The following is a 16,898-nucleotide window of genomic DNA, read 5'->3' on the forward strand; positions in this document are numbered from 1 at the left end:
TAGCCTTTACCGTTATCTAATCTTATGTCTGAAGATTTAATTTTATTTTGGCATCGACGGGATTTAAGAATCAATGATAATTTAGGACTGACAAACGCTTCTCAATCTAGTTCTAAAGTTGTCGGTCTATTCTGTTTAGATCCCAATATTTTAAACCGAGATGATATTGCCCCTGTAAGGGTAACATACATGATCGGCTGTTTGCAATATCTTCAAGAACAATATCAAAAACTAGGGAGTCAATTATTAATATTACAAGGAAACCCTCAAGAAATTATTCCTAAATTAGCCAGAGAATTAAATGCTAAAGCTGTTTACTTTAATTTAGATATTGAACCCTTTGCTAGAGAACGCGATCGCACTGTGTCAGAAGCGTTAAATTCTATAGGAATAATTACAAAAACCACTTGGGATCAGTTACTTCATGCTCCTGATCAAATTTCAACCCAATCTCAACAACCCTATAAAGTTTATACTCCGTTTTGGCGAAATTGGAGTATTAAACCCAAAGCCAAACCTAAATCTACTGTCTCTCAAACTTTAATCAATTTAACAGAAACAGAACAAGAATTAGCCCAAACAATGGGTGTAATTTCTTTACCTTCTGCTCAAGAATTAGGCTTTATTTGGGAAAATCCCTTAATCTTAGAACCGGGAGAAATAGCCGCCCAAGAACGCCTAGAGGAATTTTGCGATCGCGCCTTATATGAATATGATGAACAGCGAAATTTTCCGGCTATTGATGGCACTTCTCAACTCAGTGCCCCCTTAAAATTTGGAGTAATTAGTATTAGAAACGTTTGGGAAAAAACCGTTGAAGCGATGGAAAATTCTCGCAGCGATGAAGGTAGAAAGCAAATTCAATCTTGGCAACAGGAACTCGCATGGCGAGAATTTTATCAACACGCTTTATATCATTTTCCAGAATTAGAATTAGGGCCGTATCGAGAACCCTTTAAAAGCTTTCCTTGGAACAATAATGAACAACATTTTCAAGCCTGGTGTGAAGGCAAAACAGGTTATCCGATTGTTGATGCAGCAATGCGACAATTAAACGAAAGCGGATGGATGCACAACCGTTGTCGAATGATTGTTGCTAATTTTTTGACTAAGGATTTAATTATTAATTGGCAGTGGGGAGAAAAATACTTTATGCAAACCTTAATAGATGGAGATTTAGCCTCTAATAATGGGGGATGGCAATGGAGTGCTTCCAGTGGGATGGATACGAAACCTTTAAGGATTTTTAACCCCGCCAGTCAAGCCCAAAAATTCGATCCAGAAGCCGAATATATTCGCCAATGGTTGCCAGAATTAAGAAGTTTAGAAATCGAACAATTAGTCACTGGAAAAATATCATCCCGCGATCGCCAATCCTGCGATTATCCTGAACCTATTGTTGATCATAATCAACAGCAACGCCTGTTTAAACAACTCTATCAAGCCCAAAAACTTTAACCCTATATAGCAGGGAACAGTTAACTCTAAATACAGGACACCCAGATTAAGTGTTTGATTTCAACTTATTATTGGGTGTCAGTTCGGAATTAGTAACTAATGCGCCATCTTCCATGTGAATAATCCGATCAGCAACATCTAAAATTCGATTATCATGGGTAACAATTAAGATAGTACAACCCTGTTCTTTGGCTAAGGTTTGCATTAAATTAACCACATCTCTCCCTGAATGACTATCAAGAGCAGCCGTAGGTTCATCTGCTAATACAATGGGGGGATGACTGACTAATGCACGGGCGATCGCAACTCGTTGTTTTTGTCCTCCAGAAAGATTATCAGGATAATAATTTAAGCGATCTCCTAACCCAACTTTTTCTAACATTGCAGTGGCTTTTTGCTGCATTTCTGAACGAGAAAATTTCCCCTGAACTTCTAACCCCATCTGCACATTTTGTAAGGTCGTTAAGCTCCGATGTAAATTATGAGCTTGGAAAATATAACCCGTATTTCGTCTGGCTTTAACTAACTCTCCTGCACTAGCACCTAAAAGTTCTCGTCCTAATATATTTAAACTTCCAGACTGTACAGAACGTAAGGCTCCAATTAAGGTTAATAACGTGGTTTTTCCTGAACCAGAGGGGCCAGTCATAATCACAATTTCACCAATGCTAATTTCTAAGTTAATATCATATAACACTTGTTTCTGCAATTGCCCTTTACCAAAATAATGATCTAAATTTTGAATGGCGATCGCAGCATTGCATTTTGTGGAATCTTTGATATCTTGGATTTGAGTTTGCATGGAGTTAACCTAAAAATGGATATTTTTTTAGAAACAAAACGGTTAATTTTACGGCAGTTTACTGAACTGGATGCAGATTTTTTATGGAATTTAGATAACGACCCCAGGGTGATGAAATATATTAACGGGGGACATCCCACACCCAAAGAAGTAATTCAGACTCAAACATTACCGAGATTTATGGGATATTATAGCAGATATTCATATTTTGGGGTTTGGGCTGTTGTTGAAAAAGCAACGGGAGAGTTAATCGGTTGGGTACATTTTTTTCCAGCGATTGATCATCCTTTTGCAGTCGCGTTAAATCTAGTACAACCTGATGAAATTGCGTTAGGATATCGGTTAATTTATAATAGTTGGGGGAAAGGTTACGCAACGGAAGCTTGTCAAATTTTAATCGATAAAGGTTTTTTAGAATGGGGAGTAAAACGAGTTATTGCTTGGGCATTAGTGGCTAATCAAGGTTCAATTCGAGTGATGGAAAAGCTAGGATTAACTTTAGAAAAACAGTTTAGATTTAGTGAACATCAACTCCCCTATTTTAACTTTGAAGAACGTCAAGCTGTTAAATATAGTCGGGGTGGGTAAATACCGAAATATCCCTAGAAACAGGGTTTCTGCGATAAATTTTGCATCCTAACAAGGATTTTTTTAAGAAGCTGAGTTTTTTACACAAAAATGGACAGCAAGGAATAAAATAGTATGTAATATTAAGATAGTATCCATTTTACCTAGAAAAACAACTCGAAAAGTTACTGACTGAACTAAAAAATCTCAATGAGGAGGATAAGAACTTATGAATCAATACAGTATGATCATTCAATGGTCTGATGAAGATCAACTTTTTCTGGTAACAATCCCAGAGTTTGCCGACAAAGTTGTTATGCCTTGCACTCATGGTAAAACTCGTGAGGAAGCTATTCATAATGGTGAAGAAGTGATTGAAATGTATTTGGAAGCTTGGCAAGTAGAAGGCGAAATTATCCCTCAAGCCATGACGCTTCAAACTGCTTAATAATTATAGCGATAAGTGTCTAACTCACCCGCGCTCCAGAAACAGGGTTTCTTTTGCATTCTAACTAAAGATGTGTTCAGAAACCCCGTTCAAAATTACACAATAACGGCTTTTATAATCTATAATAGATATGATCAAGTCTAGCTGGAATAAAACTGATGTCAAATCAAAGTCTATACAGTATTAGTCTGGAAAATCAAGATATTATTATTAAATTTAATCGAGAGATGGTAAATTTGGATTTATTAACTCAATTTTTAGAATATCTTGAGTTAGAATCAATTCGTAATCGTAGTCAACTGACAGCAGAACAAATAATTAACCTGAGTCAAGAAGTTAATCAAGAAGTTTGGGATAACTTAACGTCTAAGTCTTGGGTTAGTTAATGATGTTAACTCAAAAGCCGATTATTGTTGATACCAATATATTGTTTTCTGCATTACTGAGGGAAAATTCTCGTTTCAATGAATTATTGCTAACTTCAGAGTATGCGTTTTTTGTCTGCGAACTTGTATTTGTAGAACTCTTTAAGCGCAAGGAAAAAATTATTCAACTTAGTCATTTAACCGAAGAAGAAATTATTCAAATCTATTATATTTTGCTAAAACGTCTTCATCTCTATAAAGAAGATTTAATTACTTTAGAATATCGTAGAATAGCTTACGAACTATGCCAAGGTGTTGATGTGAGTGATACCCCTCATGTAGCATTAACGCTGCAATTGGATGGATTATTATGGACTGGAGATAAAAAATTAAAACTAGGCTTAAAAAATAAAGGATTTGAACAATTTTTTGAACTCAAATAAATATCAACCCCGTTCTTTTACCCCTCATTCACAACCAGACACTTAAAAGTAAGAATCAAAAGATATCGGCGGGATCGGCGGCTTGTAATTTACGAGTAGCGATCGCACCGGATAACATACACATAATAATCGTTAAAACTAACACTTGAATTGCTCGAAATAAGGTCATATATAACGGTAAATTTGTAGCTTGTCGGGTTAACCGATATAAGCCTAAAGAAATCGTAGCACCGGGGATAAATCCCATAATTGCTAAAATAATTGCTTCTTCAAAAACAATCCCTAATAAATAGGCATTTCTAAATCCCATTGCTTTAAAAGTAGCATATTCTGGGGTATGATCAGCGACATCCGTAGCCAGAACTTGATAAACAATAATCACCCCGACAACAAACCCCATTGCTGTCCCTAAACTAAACACAAATCCAATAGCCGTATTCTTTGACCAATAATCCTTTTCAAAGGCTAAAAATTGTTCATTGGTTAAGACTTTTACATCTTTGGGTAAATAATTTTGTAGGTCTGTTGCAACTTTTTCAACATCATAACCGGGTTCAATTTTAACCAGTCCAGCACTAATTCCGCCCGGTTTTCTTCGGGGAAATAATCGTAAAAAATTGCGATCGCTCGTGATTAATGTACCATCCGCCGCAAAAGAAGCCCCCACTTTAAATAATCCCGCAATTTTAAGCGTGCGTTTTTCTAATTCCGTACTAACAATTCCACCTTGATCAACTTTAGCAATAACTTCTTGATAATCTCCTCTCGAAGCTCGATCAAATAACACCTGATCCGCTAATTTAATCACGTCTAAATTTTGTTGAACTTCCGGTAAATTAAAAGCCGACTGACGCGGATCAAATCCGATGACTAAAATCGCTGTTTTTTTACCCGTTTTCGGGTTTTTCCAATCCGAAAAATTAACATATAAAGGTTCTGCGGATTTCACCCCTGGAACATCCATTGCTTGATATAAACGCCGTCGGGGTAAGGTTGATAAATTCACTAAATTTCTCGCTTGGGGACTAATAATAAAAATATCCGCATCCAAATGTTTATGCAAGCGAGTATTACTATCATATAATGCCGTTTGAAATCCCAATTGCATAAAGATTAAAACATCCGCAAAAGCAATTCCTGATAAAGCCACTAACATTCGGGCTTTATCATGACTTAATTGCAACCATCCTAACGGTGTTCTGTTCGTTAATCGTTGTATAAATCCAATCATAATTTCAGTTATCAGTTATCAGTGTGTAGGGTGCGTAAGCGCAGCGCACGCACCAACAGATCATCTGCCAAAAATCAAAAATCAACCTTCCCCTAAACCCCCCGTACACTGTTAGCAAGGAGGGTGTCAACAGTTAACCAATCAATTTTGAATGGTAACTTTAACTTGTAAATTAGTTAAACTAGCCGCTTTTTTGCTAGAAGTTTCATCTAATTTAACGCGAACTTCGATGACTCTGGCATCAATATTTGTCGTCGGATCAATATCTAAAGCACTTTGTTTTTTGACTCTTAACCCAACTTCTTCAACAGTCCCTTTTAACGCTTGGGGTAACGCATCGGCGGCAATAGTTGCGGTTTGTCCCGAATGTATTTTAGGAATATCGCTATCATAAATTTCAGCAACGGCATACATTTGTTCGGTTTGTCCCAATTCCAGAATACCTTCATTAGAAATGAGTTCTCCGGCGTGGGTATTGACGTCGATCACCCGTCCCGCTTGGGGCGATCGCACATAAGCTTGTTCTAAATTGGCTTCCGCTTGTTTAACAGCAGCTTGGGCCTTGGTTAACTCACTTTTGGCTAATTGCACATCCACCGGACGAACTTCTGCAACGGCCGTTAACGTCGCCGAAGCTTCAGCAATTTGTTGGTCAACGGTGGCAATAGTACGGCTGAGGTTGGCTTGAGCTTCTCGAATTTGTTCTCGACGGCTAGTAACGGTTTCATTGAGGTTAGCTTGGGCTTCCTGTAAGCGTTTGCGACTGGTTTCAGCTTGCAAACATTGACTATCCCGATCTTGGGCAGACACAGCCCCATCTCGATATAAGGTTTCGTAGCGTTGACAGTTAGTTTCGGCGTTGTTGAGTTCCGCTTGAATGCGGTCTAGGGTGGCTTCTTGGGCGCTACGTTCTCCCCGCAGTTGAGCTTCTAAGGTGGCAATGGAGGCTTTTTGAGTAATAATTTGCCCCTCTAACTCCGCTTGGTTGCCCTGAAATCGGGCTTTTTGAGCTTGAATATCCCCCTGTTTCGCCCCGGCTTGAACTTGCTCTAAACGGGCTTGGGCGACTTCCACTTCAGTTTTTGCTTGTTCTAGGGCGGCTTGGAGTCGATCTCGACTATCCAACACAGCGATCGCTTTTCCCGCCTCTACCCAGTCTCCCTCTTTCACCAATAATTGATCCACCCGACTCCCTTGGTTGGACTGGGGCGCTGACAGTTTAATAATCTCCCCTTGGGGCTCTAACCAACCCAACGCCGTCACCGTTTTGATTTCTGGGGCGATGCTTTCCGGTATGGCTACGGGTTCGGCGGGAGTGGGCCGATATCGCCAGAAGGTATAAGCCATTAAACCCGTCATGGCTAGGGTAGTTGCAGCAATGAGAATCCCCGGTTTAGGAAATTTCGGGGCTGAAAGTTTACCAACTGTCGCTTCGCGCACCATAATTGTGCCTCCCGCTTAACCTGATACTAAACTGTTTAGTTTAGTATACCATAAAAAGGTATGGATGAAGAAACCTCGAATAAATACCTACTTAACCAGTTCTTAGTGAGTGTCTATTTTGTCGCTGAAATACAAGTAATAACCGGATAATCTGGATGATAAGCATCTAATTCTTCAGTTGTCAATTCTTCTGTAACGATGCCATGATAGGCAGCTACTACAGTGATCAGATTACCATAAGTATATATTTTTTGTTGGGAAAAGTTTCTCAGCATCCAAGCAAAAGCATCAGGGAGAGGTCGCCAATAATCTTGAGGAGCATCATGGATTTTTAAAGCACTAGGAACGCTGGCAAAACATTTACCTCCTGGTTTTAACCACCTGTGAATATTTTCTATCACTATCCAAGGTGCATAACAATGTTCCAAAACATTAAATAGGATGATTGTATCAAAAGATTCCGGTTGAATTACGTTAATATCATGAGCATCGCCAACGATATCTACTCCTGACCACCTATCCATGTTCAGAACATGATAGGAAGATTCTTCAGTTAATTGATAAGATTCTTTGGCTGTTTCTATAGCGCCGATTTCCAGAATATTACCAACAATTTCTGGCCTAATTTTTTCAATAAACTTGTCCAGATAATACCGATCAATTGGTTGTCCCCTCAAAAAACCGAAGGCTTGACAAATGGGGTTTGTTCTCTTTAAATCACCCCAGTCTATGGATTTATTAGCAATAGATAATAACCCCGCTTTTTCCAGATGAAAGACTATTTTAGTAAAGTCTTCTATGTTGTTAATTTCTTCTAAATCATTCTTGAGGGAGAAGGGAGAAAATAAATGGACGAGAACTTGAGGATTAATCTGACTTAAGGCACTCAGATCAACTTGTTGTGTTGCGTCAAAAAAACTACTAAAGTCTTTTTCTAATATTGTTAAATGTCCTTCTCTTAATAAGACTAAGGCTTGATTGGAGATGATAGAGCTATGGTTTTGGATGGCTTCAGTAATCTTCTCACTGCTAGGGGCTGATTTTATGTTTTGAAAAGTTTTGTAAGCTGATTCAATATCATGTTGATAAATAAATATCTCTAGAACTGCTAACCAAGATTGGGCTAGAATTAGTTCGGGTGGACAGTGACTCCAGCTAAATACTCCATAAACTTGAGAATTCTCTACTTTTAAAAAGGCATTGGGTATATATTGTTTAGCCATGATTTTACTTAATTATTGTGTACAGATAGATTTGTTTTCCTGGGGGTGTTAATTTTCATAATTGATCTCTAATATACCATCTTTTGTATCTAATCCTTAGCGTGCCCTGATCATGCCTCAATAATTTGTGGATGATTGCGAGGTTCAAGCAAAATTAGTTGTGATTGATAACATCTGTTAAGATTAGTAGCAGAAACATAACAACTCTTGGGAGATTTATTATGGGTTTGTTTGACAAATTGAAGACACTAGTATCCGACGACAGATCTGACACCAGAGGTATAGAAATTTTTGCACCACTTTCTGGTGAAATCGTTCCTATTGAAGATGTCCCGGATGTGGTTTTCGCAGAGAAGATTGTAGGTGATGGTATTGCTATCAAGCCGACTGGTAACAAGATGGTTGCTCCTTGCAATGGCACTATTGGCAAGATATTTGAAGCAAACCATGCCTTTTCTATTGAATCAGATACTGGTATCGAGGTATTTGTACACTTTGGTATTGATACCACAGAACTAAGAGGTGAAGGTTTCACCCGTATCGCTGAAGAAGGTCAAACTGTAAAAGTGGGTGATACTATTCTTGAATTTGATTTAGCTCTTTTAGAAGAAAAAGCAAAATCAACTATAACCCCGGTTGTTATCTCTAATTTGGATGAAATTAAAGAGCTGATCAAAATGTCTGGTAGTGTTACCGCTGGTGAAACTCCTGTTTTAAGGTTGGTAAAATAATACAACAGTGAATTTTTTTCTGGTGATGAGGCTTTCTTTTCACCATTCTTCCTAATTTAAAATCCCGTTGTTGCGCTTCAGCGCTCCAAGAGGGGCTAAAGCCCAACAACGGGGTGTGAGAGTTTAAGAATCTGCTAATTGTTTAGTAATATTGCTGTTAGCAGTTCTAACTTCTAGGGTGACATCTCCTAATTTTCGTTGCTCCCCGTCATGGAGTTCTTGTTTAAGAATTTTCATCCCCCTTTCCTTCATTTCCTCGTCAAATTCCATAATAATTTTTTCCCCTTCTGTGTAAATTTTGGCAGTAATTGGAGGATATCCTTGACTTTTTCTCAGGTAAATATGGTTGTTTTCTGAACTACCTAATAAAACAGGTTCTGCTCCTAAATTGATCTTCGTTTGTTCGCTAGGAGTCCAATACACAATTAACCAAGATTCACGACTAAATTGTTCAATTAAAGCGATCATTAAACCAATAAAAAATCCAATAATTGCCGCCCCAATTAATCGCCCGACTAAATCACCCGATACCGCAGAAATAATTAAAAATCCAATGGCTCCAGTCGCCCCACCCATTGCTCCTCCTTGTAAAGCCCGTCCTCTTTGCAAATTAGGCACAAACAAAGACATTCCTCCTCCGACGAGGGAGCCTAAAATGGCCCAACCGATGATTCTGCCCCCAATGGCCAAAATCGGAATACCCGCAACGGGGATAAACAGCAGTTGACCGACTCCTCCGGCCACCAGTCCAGCGATTAAACTCCCTGTAAAACCCATACCCGCTTGTTTGGGAGTCAGAAGACGGCGACGGAGATAATGGTTTTGACCTACAATTAAGGCCAGGGATGTACCAATGGCCAAAAGTGCTGTCCACCCGCCTATCCGTAAAACTGAGTAAACAACACTATAATTTCCCGTTGGGCCAGATTCGACTAATTGACTGCTATATATGGCTTTTTCGGCTTGTCGGAAGGCTTGATCGAAGTCACCGGAGTTGACATAGAACACCAGGGAAGGGTCGCCTGTGAGTCGAGCCAGAAAATTAGTATCTGCATCCCCTGTAGCCACCGCAACTAAGTTAATCCCTTGTGATGCAGCCGTTTCCCCCGCCGCCAAGGTTTTCGCTTGTTCTCGGTTGAGGTTAGTCCCAGCATGACCAGGTTGTCCATCGGTAAACAGCAGAATATTGCGCTTGTGGGAGGTTGACTGGAGTTCTTGAGTCGCCGCGAGGATAGCCTGATCCATATTCGTACCGCCACCATCGGAAATTTGAGCGATCGCTTGTTCTAAAACTGATTTATTATCAGTTAAAAGCGCAGCCGCTTGAATATTACTCCCAAAACCAAACACAGCCAGACGATTTTCTGATAAATCTTGCCGTTGTACAAAAGCTTGAGCAGCGGCTTTAACTTCTTGCAGTTTGCCATCATCATTCATACTACCCGAAGTATCAATTAATAGCAGAATTGCTAAGGGCGTTTGATCAACAGTAGGCGGAAGTTTTGTTAATAGTAATAGAGGTTCACCCAATATCGTTGCAGCCCCTAAACAACCCAATGCACCATATAAGCCAAACAGTATAGGTTTGCTTAGTTTTTGTCTAAGTTTTTCAAAGAAGTTGTTCATAATTTAAGTTGTTTTCTGTGAGTTAGATAGTTTTTTCTAATTTTATTATTTAGACTCTAAACTGATTGATTCCTAATCTATGATTATAGCAATCTGGGTTGAGGTTCTAATTTTTATCCCAGGGGTAATGTCCCGGCAAACCCAAAGGTAAATCGGGTAACTGCTTTGCAAACCCCTAGATTTTTTTTCACAAATCCGATACCGCTTGCTACACAAACTGGGCAAGAAATTCCAGAAAAAATTTTCTAATTATTGCTGAGGGAGGATTATCGGCTAGAATTGCTAGAATGTAGGGAGTTCTAAGATCAGGAATTTCCCTGGAATTGATTAACCTGAGTTAATTTTACTCTCAGATCTGAAAATAAACTGATTTCCAATCTCCCACCTATTTTTTATGTTTTTATGAACGGAGTAGAACAGACCGAACTCTCTCAATTAGATACTATTTGTGAAAAGGCAGAACAGATTTTTGAAGGGGCGCTGCAAGAATTTTTAGTGCATGGCTATGCGGGAACCAGTATGGATCGGGTTGCGACCTCGGCGGGAGTGTCCAAAGCAACAATTTATAACCATTTTGGGGATAAAGAAGGGTTATTTATTGCCTTAGTGAAGCGGTTAGCCCAGAAAAAATATCAAATTTTTGTTGAGTCTCACAAAGCGGAATTGATGCAAGCTGAACCTGCAATTGCATTGCGAAAACTTGCTAATACTATTTTAGATCATTCCATGCAAGATCAGGAATATTTAGCGTTTATCCGCCTAGTGATTGGAGAATCTGGGCGATTTCCAGAATTAGCTAAAACCTTTGTGCATAATTTAGGAAAACCGGGGATTCAAGTGTTAACAGAATATTTAACAAATCAGCGCTATATTATGATTCGTGATCCAGAAGCAACGGCGCGAGTTATTATTGGCACATTAGCCCACTATGTATTACTGCAAGAAATTTTACAAGGAAAAGAGATTGTTCCAATGGAACGAGATCGTATGATTAATACTTTAGTGGATTTAATTAGCCCTAACCTGACATCTGCCTCCTAAATTCGTTTATGACTCCATCTCCTGTGCAACTGCTGATAATCGATGATGACCCTATTTTTCAGATGGGGTTGCGAACGGCATTAGAACCCTTTTCTGATTTAGAAGTCATCGCAGATGTTGAAAGTCGGGATGCTGCATTACAGGTGTTAGAAAGTCGCAGTCAGATCAATATTGATGGCAATAATCAGAAACCTGTTGATTTAATTATTTTAGAGTTAGGGTTAAAAATTGAGCAAAATCCAGGGATTCAAACTCATCCTATCTGCGATTTTTGTCAACAGTTAAAAACCCAATATCCTCAAATTCCGATTTTATTATTAACGGCGATTAAACAACCTAATTTATTACTAAATGCTCAAAAATTAGGGGTAGACGGTTATTGTGCTAAGGGAATTCCAGTGACAGAATTGGTTTCAATTATTCGTCAAATGGCTGCGGGAGAACGTTATTGGTTAGAATCTTTAGCTGTATTAAATCGAGAACCTGTTGCTGAAATTGTCCCTCCTAAAACAGGATCTTTTTTCCAAAAAATTCAAGGGTTGTTAGTCCAACCCGGACTGCGACAAATTGAGCAAGCGATCGCCGAAGTTAACCAAGAAATTGAACAGAATTTAGAAGGCTTAAATCAACAAGATAGAATCTCAATTATCAACCAATTAATTCTGACGGGAAAACGGCGAGAACTTTTAGCAGCGCGTTGGATTGCTAGTCAACTTTTGCCGGATACGACCTCACAAATTAGTGAAGATTCTGCAACTCTTACTCCTGATGATTTACCAACCTTTAATCGTTTAAATTCCGAACCCCAAAACGATTCTCCAGCAGGGGCATTAGTTTTAAATAATAACCCAATTATCTCTCAAAGTTCAGCAATTGTAACCAGTAAGTTAAAAGCTATTTTATTTGATAAAACCGTCCTAAAATTACAATCAGAATTAATCAATTCAACAGGAATACCTTTAGAAATCGATATTTTGAGATTGTCTAAAAAACGAGAATTATTATATATATTATTAAAACAATTAGAAATCTTATTAGATGAATTAATTTTATCCGAGGTTCAACCCGAACAATTTTCTGAAAAAATCCCTAATTTAGTACAAGAATTGTGGCAATCTTCCCTAACAGATTTTTTTGGGAAATATTATACTTTGACTACCAATAAAAAAGATATGGAAATCATTCCGATTTTATTAAAAGATGCTAACCTGATTCAACGAGATATTTTAAATAAAATTCCTCTAGTAGCGGACTTACTTGAGCATTTGGTATTTTGTAAACCCTTAAAAATTGATAATTTATCCTGTCCGGCTGGAGGTTTAGACGCCATGCAACGTTCAGAAGCGTTATTACAAAATTTATTAATTCAAGTCGCTAATGCGGTAATTCAACCTTTACTTAATTATTTTTCTGATTATGAAGAAATCAAACTCAAATTTTATGATCGACGTTTATTGTCAACCCGTGAAATTGAGAGATTTAGAAATAATTTATCTTGGCGATATCGTCTTTATCAATATGTAGCCGAACCCAAAGCGATTTTTGAAAGTTCATATTTACTCTTTATTTTAGGGGAAAGAGGCATTCAAAAACAAGTGATTTATTCACCCCGAAGGGAGGAATTAGAAAAATTATCAGGAATTCCCTTAGCGGTAACATTACTATTAGAAACGCGGGATGCTGTTGCTCCTCGTTTACGATCAGCTATTTCCTTTTTAGGGAGTGGAATTATTTATATTTTAACGAATGTTGTCGGTCGAGGATTAGGTTTAATTGGAAAAGGTCTTTTACAAGGGATTGGTACATCTTTTCAAGATAATCGCACGGGGAAGAAATAGATAAAGTTGATGGGATGGTGCGTGCGCTGCGCTTACGCACCCTACTTTTTTATTCGGGGTTAATTCCGAGCGATCGCAACTGTTCTGCTAACCTTTCTGCTCGTTGTTCAACGGCTTGTAAACGTTGCTGGGTTTGTTCAACCTCCTGTAAGGCGGTATTGAGTTGTTGAGAAATGTCTAAATAGCTAACAAAAGGTTGACCATCGGGACGATAAAGTTTTAATTCTTCCTCTGAACAATTAAAACGAATTCCTAAACGAGGACTCACCCAATTTTCCATTGTTTCAATCACTTCTAAACCCTCTTCTCCGCGTAACCAACCCGTTAAATCATTCTTATCGGGATCATAAATATAATATTCTTCTACACCATAACGGTTATAAAATACTTGCTTTTTATTCATTTCCGTTAAGGTATTTCCAGGGGAAAGAATTTCAAAGGCGACTTGGGGAGAAATATGATTTTCTCTCCACTGCATATAAGATCCGCGATCGCCTTTAGGAACACCAAAGACCACCATAACATCCGGTGCTTGACGGATTTTATTATTTCCTTCAACCGCATACCACAGCAAATCACCCGCTACAAATACGTTAGGATCATGAGCAAATAACCATTCTAAATTATGGTAAATCACCGTAATCCAGCGAAATTGTTTAGTATTATCGGACATGGGTTTTCCATCGCTATCGGGGTAAATAATATTGGTTTTTGACCATTCTTCTAGTCCAACCATAAACCTCCTGTTGTTGATAGATGATTGAAAAAATAGATTTATCTAATAGTAGCAGTTTCCCACCAACTCAGCAAAGGATGATTTCTATGGGGAATATACCGTCCTTTAACGTTGATATTATCAAGTACAGTCCGTAATTTTTCTGGATTAATATTAGCTGATTCTGACCAATATTTAATAATTTCTAAGGTTGAAAAAATTTGTAGATTAAGTGCTTCTTTTTTACAAAATGTAATTGCTTTTTTATCATCTGTTGCCATAGCATATTCTCGATGAACAGCGATCGCACAAGTCGCTGATTCACCATCATCTCCCAGTTCAAACGCATAATTAATAAAGGTTTCTTCCTCTGCTTCTGATTCAAAATCTACAACAAAAAGTAACTCTTGTTCAATCGCCCTTTCTAACTGAGTTGCATCTTCATTTTCCTGATTTTCAAGTCTTCGCAGGGTCAATAGTTCTCGTTCTTTGACTACTTCTGTTACCACAACTTGGGCAGGAATAGTCTTTAATATTGATAGGAAATTGCCCGACGCGCAAAAGTTCAAAATACAACAGGTATCAAGAACAATATGGGAGCTTTTAATCAACATAAATAATTCTCCCCAATCTTACCCTTGACGCAAATCTAAATGAGCAATTTCCTCCATCATTCCACTTGAATGCTGTCGTAATATCTCGGCAATACGACGAGTTTCTAAGCGATCAACACCCAGGAAATCAGCAAAACGTCCTTCAGTAATCAGTCCTTGATCAAACGCTTCAATGGCAAGGTATTGATAGTGAATGGGAAGCATATCAGTGCGCTGTGGAATTTCTTCTAACTCAAGTTCCTGTTGCACTTTTCTAACTTTTAATCCGCGATCGCGCAGTCGCTCTACAGTACCAGAAGGGATCAATTTTATCGATTCTAATCGATTACCCAGGGCTTCAATAGACACCCCATAATAATGAGCCAAGGTAAATAAATTAGTCGGAGTAAACTTTCCGTGAGTCTGGTACATATCATTAAACCGTTTCAATAAACCACTGGTTGGCATTAGAAAATGGTCAGGGAAACTGTCAGCTAGTCGTTCAGTATCTGGCTTTCTTTGGTACTGATTTTCATAGTCCAGTACAGGCTTCCGTCGATGGGCAAGAAAATGAAGATATTCATGAGCTAATGACCAACGCCGTCTTTCCTCTGGGTGTTTAGCATTAATCGCAATACAGCCACCCAGTTGTTCATCGTAGCTATATAAACCTGAATATTTAGATGGCATTTCTAAATAGAAAATACGCAGTCCTACACTCTGTTCTAAAACGTCCCGAAGAATGGGAATTGGACTATCACCAAGCCCTAATCGTTGACGTTCTGCAATAGCAATACTTTCTGCTGCCACCTCTATTGGCATATTTGTGACATCATATTCTTGAGGATAATTCCGAGGAAGAGGAGCATCCATAATCTTCTCAAGTTCTAAATAGTTTTGACAGAGTTCCTCTAAGCGCAAAATCGCAGGATTAATTTGAGCTTCTTCTGTCTCACTACGTCGATAAGCAGCGCGAAATTGAACCTCAAAAGGCTCGATAATGGGGCTTTGTCGAACAAAATTACTAACAGCTTGCCCATAAGCACGAGCCAGTTTAATAAGTTCGTTGGGTTTAAGGCGGCGTTCTCCTTTTTCAATTGCAACAATAGTTGTTCTTGCAGCATTAATAATTTGAGCAGCATCAGCTTGAGTCATGCCACATTTCTTACGCGCTTGTTGCAGTCGTTCACCCAATTGGCGGAGATCAATTTTATCGAGAATGTTGGCAGTCATAATGTTTTTCCTTCAACTTGACTGAACAGTAACTAGATGTTGATCTGATATCTGGTGATTGTTTTCTTGATCTAAAGTAATAGATTTTCTGCTCCAGCACTTCGATCCAACCAGGGATATCCCCTCGTTGCTAGGTTCTACCTAGCAATGCTTTCTTGCAGGCTCCGCCTGCTTTGCTGTTATCGGAGGCAGAGCCTCCTGTGAGGATTCCCTGGTGGAACCAGGGAAGCAGAGGGTGGAAGGGTTTATGAAATGATTTCGATGGGAATTAATCCGGGTAAATCTTGATAGTTTCGATAACTGGAATATCGCCAATGGAGGGGATCGTCAATATAGCCACGTTTAACTGGATTGTTATGAATATAGTCTAATTTTTGCCATAACATTTCTTCTGTGAGGATGGCTTGAGGATGAAAGCCTTCTTGCCAAAGTTGATATTCTTGATCGGTTTTATGGGGGAGTTTAGCGGATTTGAGTTGAGTTAATAGATGATGACTTTGATTTTCCTTGAGTTGATCAATAATAGAACGAGCGGTGAAGGATTTAAAGGTTCTGATTTCTTTGGATAAGTTTTCAGCAGTTCCAATTAAATGCAGATGGTTTTCCATTAAAACGTAGCTGTGTAAAATTAAGCGGTGTTGGTCGTGTAAAAACTTTAAGGAATTTAGGATAATTTGAGCAAATTCTGGATGGCTGAAAATGGGCATCCAGTTAACGGTTGTGCAAGTCACAAAATGGGGTCTATCTTCTAATACTTTATAGCGGCTACGTCCCATCTCGATTTAATTTTAGTTTGGTTTTTAGGGTTAAGTGATTTGATGATTATACTACCCCTCGTCCCCCTCGTTGCTAGGTTCTACCTAGCAATGCCTTCTTCCAGGCTCCGCCTGCTGTTATCGGAGGCAGAGCCTCCTGTGGACATTCCCTGGTTCCACCAGGGAAACCAGGGACTACCCCTCGTTGCTAGGTTCTACCTAGCAATGCCTTCTCGCAGGCTCCGCCTGCTGTTATCGGAGGCAGAGCCTCCTGTGAGCATTCCCTGGTGGAACCAGGGAACCAGGGATATCCCCTCGTTGCTAGGTTCTACCTAGCAATGCCTTCTTCCAGGCTCCGCCTGCTGTTATCGGAGGCAGAGCCTCCT

General features: G+C 38.9%; 17 protein-coding genes. 8 read left to right on the forward strand and 9 right to left on the reverse strand.

What is annotated here, in order from left to right:
• Positions 1-24 precede the first annotated feature (24 nt).
• Positions 25-1,458, forward strand: a complete 1,434-nt coding sequence (locus PL8927_RS18270; RefSeq protein WP_083624446.1) for an FAD-binding domain-containing protein — start codon at positions 25-27, stop codon at positions 1,456-1,458.
• Positions 1,459-1,504: 46 nt separating this feature from the next.
• Here the strand turns inward: PL8927_RS18270 and PL8927_RS18275 are convergent, their stop codons facing one another.
• Complete coding sequence (locus tag PL8927_RS18275; protein WP_083624448.1) at positions 1,505-2,260, reverse strand: DevA family ABC transporter ATP-binding protein; 756 nt, start codon at positions 2,258-2,260, stop codon at positions 1,505-1,507.
• Positions 2,261-2,275: 15 nt separating this feature from the next.
• Here PL8927_RS18275 and PL8927_RS18280 point away from each other — a divergent pair, with 15 nt between their 5' ends.
• The 4 genes from PL8927_RS18280 (at position 2,276) to PL8927_RS18295 (ending at position 4,083) form a co-directional block, all read left to right on the forward strand.
• Entirely contained in the window at positions 2,276-2,848 is a 573-nt protein-coding gene (locus PL8927_RS18280) for a GNAT family N-acetyltransferase (RefSeq protein WP_083624450.1), read from the forward strand.
• Positions 2,849-3,056: 208 nt separating this feature from the next.
• Entirely contained in the window at positions 3,057-3,275 is a 219-nt protein-coding gene (locus PL8927_RS18285; protein ID WP_083624452.1) for a type II toxin-antitoxin system HicB family antitoxin, read from the forward strand.
• A gap of 158 nt (positions 3,276-3,433) precedes the next feature.
• On the forward strand, positions 3,434-3,661 hold the full coding sequence (locus tag PL8927_RS18290) for a hypothetical protein (RefSeq protein ID WP_083624455.1): 228 nt from the start codon (positions 3,434-3,436) through the stop codon (positions 3,659-3,661).
• Positions 3,661-4,083 carry a PIN domain-containing protein gene (locus tag PL8927_RS18295; RefSeq protein WP_083624457.1) on the forward strand — a complete coding sequence of 141 codons (423 nt, stop codon included), beginning with the start codon at positions 3,661-3,663 and terminating at the stop codon, positions 4,081-4,083. Before PL8927_RS18290 ends, PL8927_RS18295 begins: the two co-directional genes overlap by 1 nt.
• Before the next feature lie 55 nt (positions 4,084-4,138).
• Here the strand turns inward: PL8927_RS18295 and devC are convergent, their stop codons facing one another.
• From devC to PL8927_RS18310, 3 genes are all read right to left on the reverse strand, one after another.
• Complete coding sequence (devC, locus tag PL8927_RS18300; RefSeq protein ID WP_083624460.1) at positions 4,139-5,314, reverse strand: ABC transporter permease DevC; 1,176 nt, start codon at positions 5,312-5,314, stop codon at positions 4,139-4,141.
• A 141-nt stretch (positions 5,315-5,455) separates the two neighbouring features.
• Entirely contained in the window at positions 5,456-6,757 is a 1,302-nt protein-coding gene (locus tag PL8927_RS18305; RefSeq protein ID WP_083624463.1) for an ABC exporter membrane fusion protein, read from the reverse strand.
• Positions 6,758-6,870: 113 nt separating this feature from the next.
• Complete coding sequence (locus PL8927_RS18310) at positions 6,871-7,980, reverse strand: class I SAM-dependent methyltransferase (protein WP_083624465.1); 1,110 nt, start codon at positions 7,978-7,980, stop codon at positions 6,871-6,873.
• A gap of 221 nt (positions 7,981-8,201) precedes the next feature.
• On the opposite strand from PL8927_RS18310, the gene crr reads away from it, so the two are divergent.
• Entirely contained in the window at positions 8,202-8,711 is a 510-nt protein-coding gene (gene crr / locus PL8927_RS18315) for a PTS glucose transporter subunit IIA (protein ID WP_083624467.1), read from the forward strand.
• A 123-nt stretch (positions 8,712-8,834) separates the two neighbouring features.
• On the opposite strand, the gene PL8927_RS18320 is transcribed toward crr, so the two are convergent.
• Positions 8,835-10,337, reverse strand: a complete 1,503-nt coding sequence (locus tag PL8927_RS18320) for a vWA domain-containing protein (protein WP_083624469.1) — start codon at positions 10,335-10,337, stop codon at positions 8,835-8,837.
• A 402-nt stretch (positions 10,338-10,739) separates the two neighbouring features.
• On the opposite strand from PL8927_RS18320, the gene PL8927_RS18325 reads away from it, so the two are divergent.
• A complete protein-coding gene (locus PL8927_RS18325) occupies positions 10,740-11,378 on the forward strand; it encodes a TetR/AcrR family transcriptional regulator (RefSeq protein ID WP_083624471.1) in 639 nt (212 codons plus the stop codon).
• An 8-nt stretch (positions 11,379-11,386) separates the two neighbouring features.
• Positions 11,387-13,216: a DUF3685 domain-containing protein gene (locus tag PL8927_RS18330; RefSeq protein ID WP_083624474.1), complete on the forward strand. Its 1,830-nt coding sequence runs from the start codon at positions 11,387-11,389 to the stop codon at positions 13,214-13,216.
• A 49-nt stretch (positions 13,217-13,265) separates the two neighbouring features.
• Here PL8927_RS18330 and PL8927_RS18335 read toward each other — a convergent pair whose 3' ends face one another.
• The 4 genes from PL8927_RS18335 to PL8927_RS18350 all read right to left on the reverse strand — a co-directional run bounded on the left by PL8927_RS18335 (position 13,266) and on the right by PL8927_RS18350 (position 16,533).
• The gene (locus tag PL8927_RS18335) at positions 13,266-13,952 is read right to left on the reverse strand and encodes a Uma2 family endonuclease (RefSeq protein WP_083624477.1); all 687 of its coding nucleotides are present in this window, start codon (positions 13,950-13,952) and stop codon (positions 13,266-13,268) included.
• A gap of 38 nt (positions 13,953-13,990) precedes the next feature.
• Positions 13,991-14,545: a hypothetical protein gene (locus PL8927_RS18340; RefSeq protein ID WP_083624479.1), complete on the reverse strand. Its 555-nt coding sequence runs from the start codon at positions 14,543-14,545 to the stop codon at positions 13,991-13,993.
• Between the two features lie 18 nt (positions 14,546-14,563).
• Entirely contained in the window at positions 14,564-15,757 is a 1,194-nt protein-coding gene (locus PL8927_RS18345; RefSeq protein ID WP_083624482.1) for an XRE family transcriptional regulator, read from the reverse strand.
• Positions 15,758-16,002: 245 nt separating this feature from the next.
• A complete protein-coding gene (locus PL8927_RS18350) occupies positions 16,003-16,533 on the reverse strand; it encodes an REP-associated tyrosine transposase (RefSeq protein WP_083624485.1) in 531 nt (176 codons plus the stop codon).
• Between the last annotated feature and the right edge of the window lie 365 nt (positions 16,534-16,898).

The sequence above is a fragment of the Planktothrix serta PCC 8927 genome (assembly GCF_900010725.2).
Taxonomy (GTDB): domain Bacteria; phylum Cyanobacteriota; class Cyanobacteriia; order Cyanobacteriales; family Microcoleaceae; genus Planktothrix; species Planktothrix serta.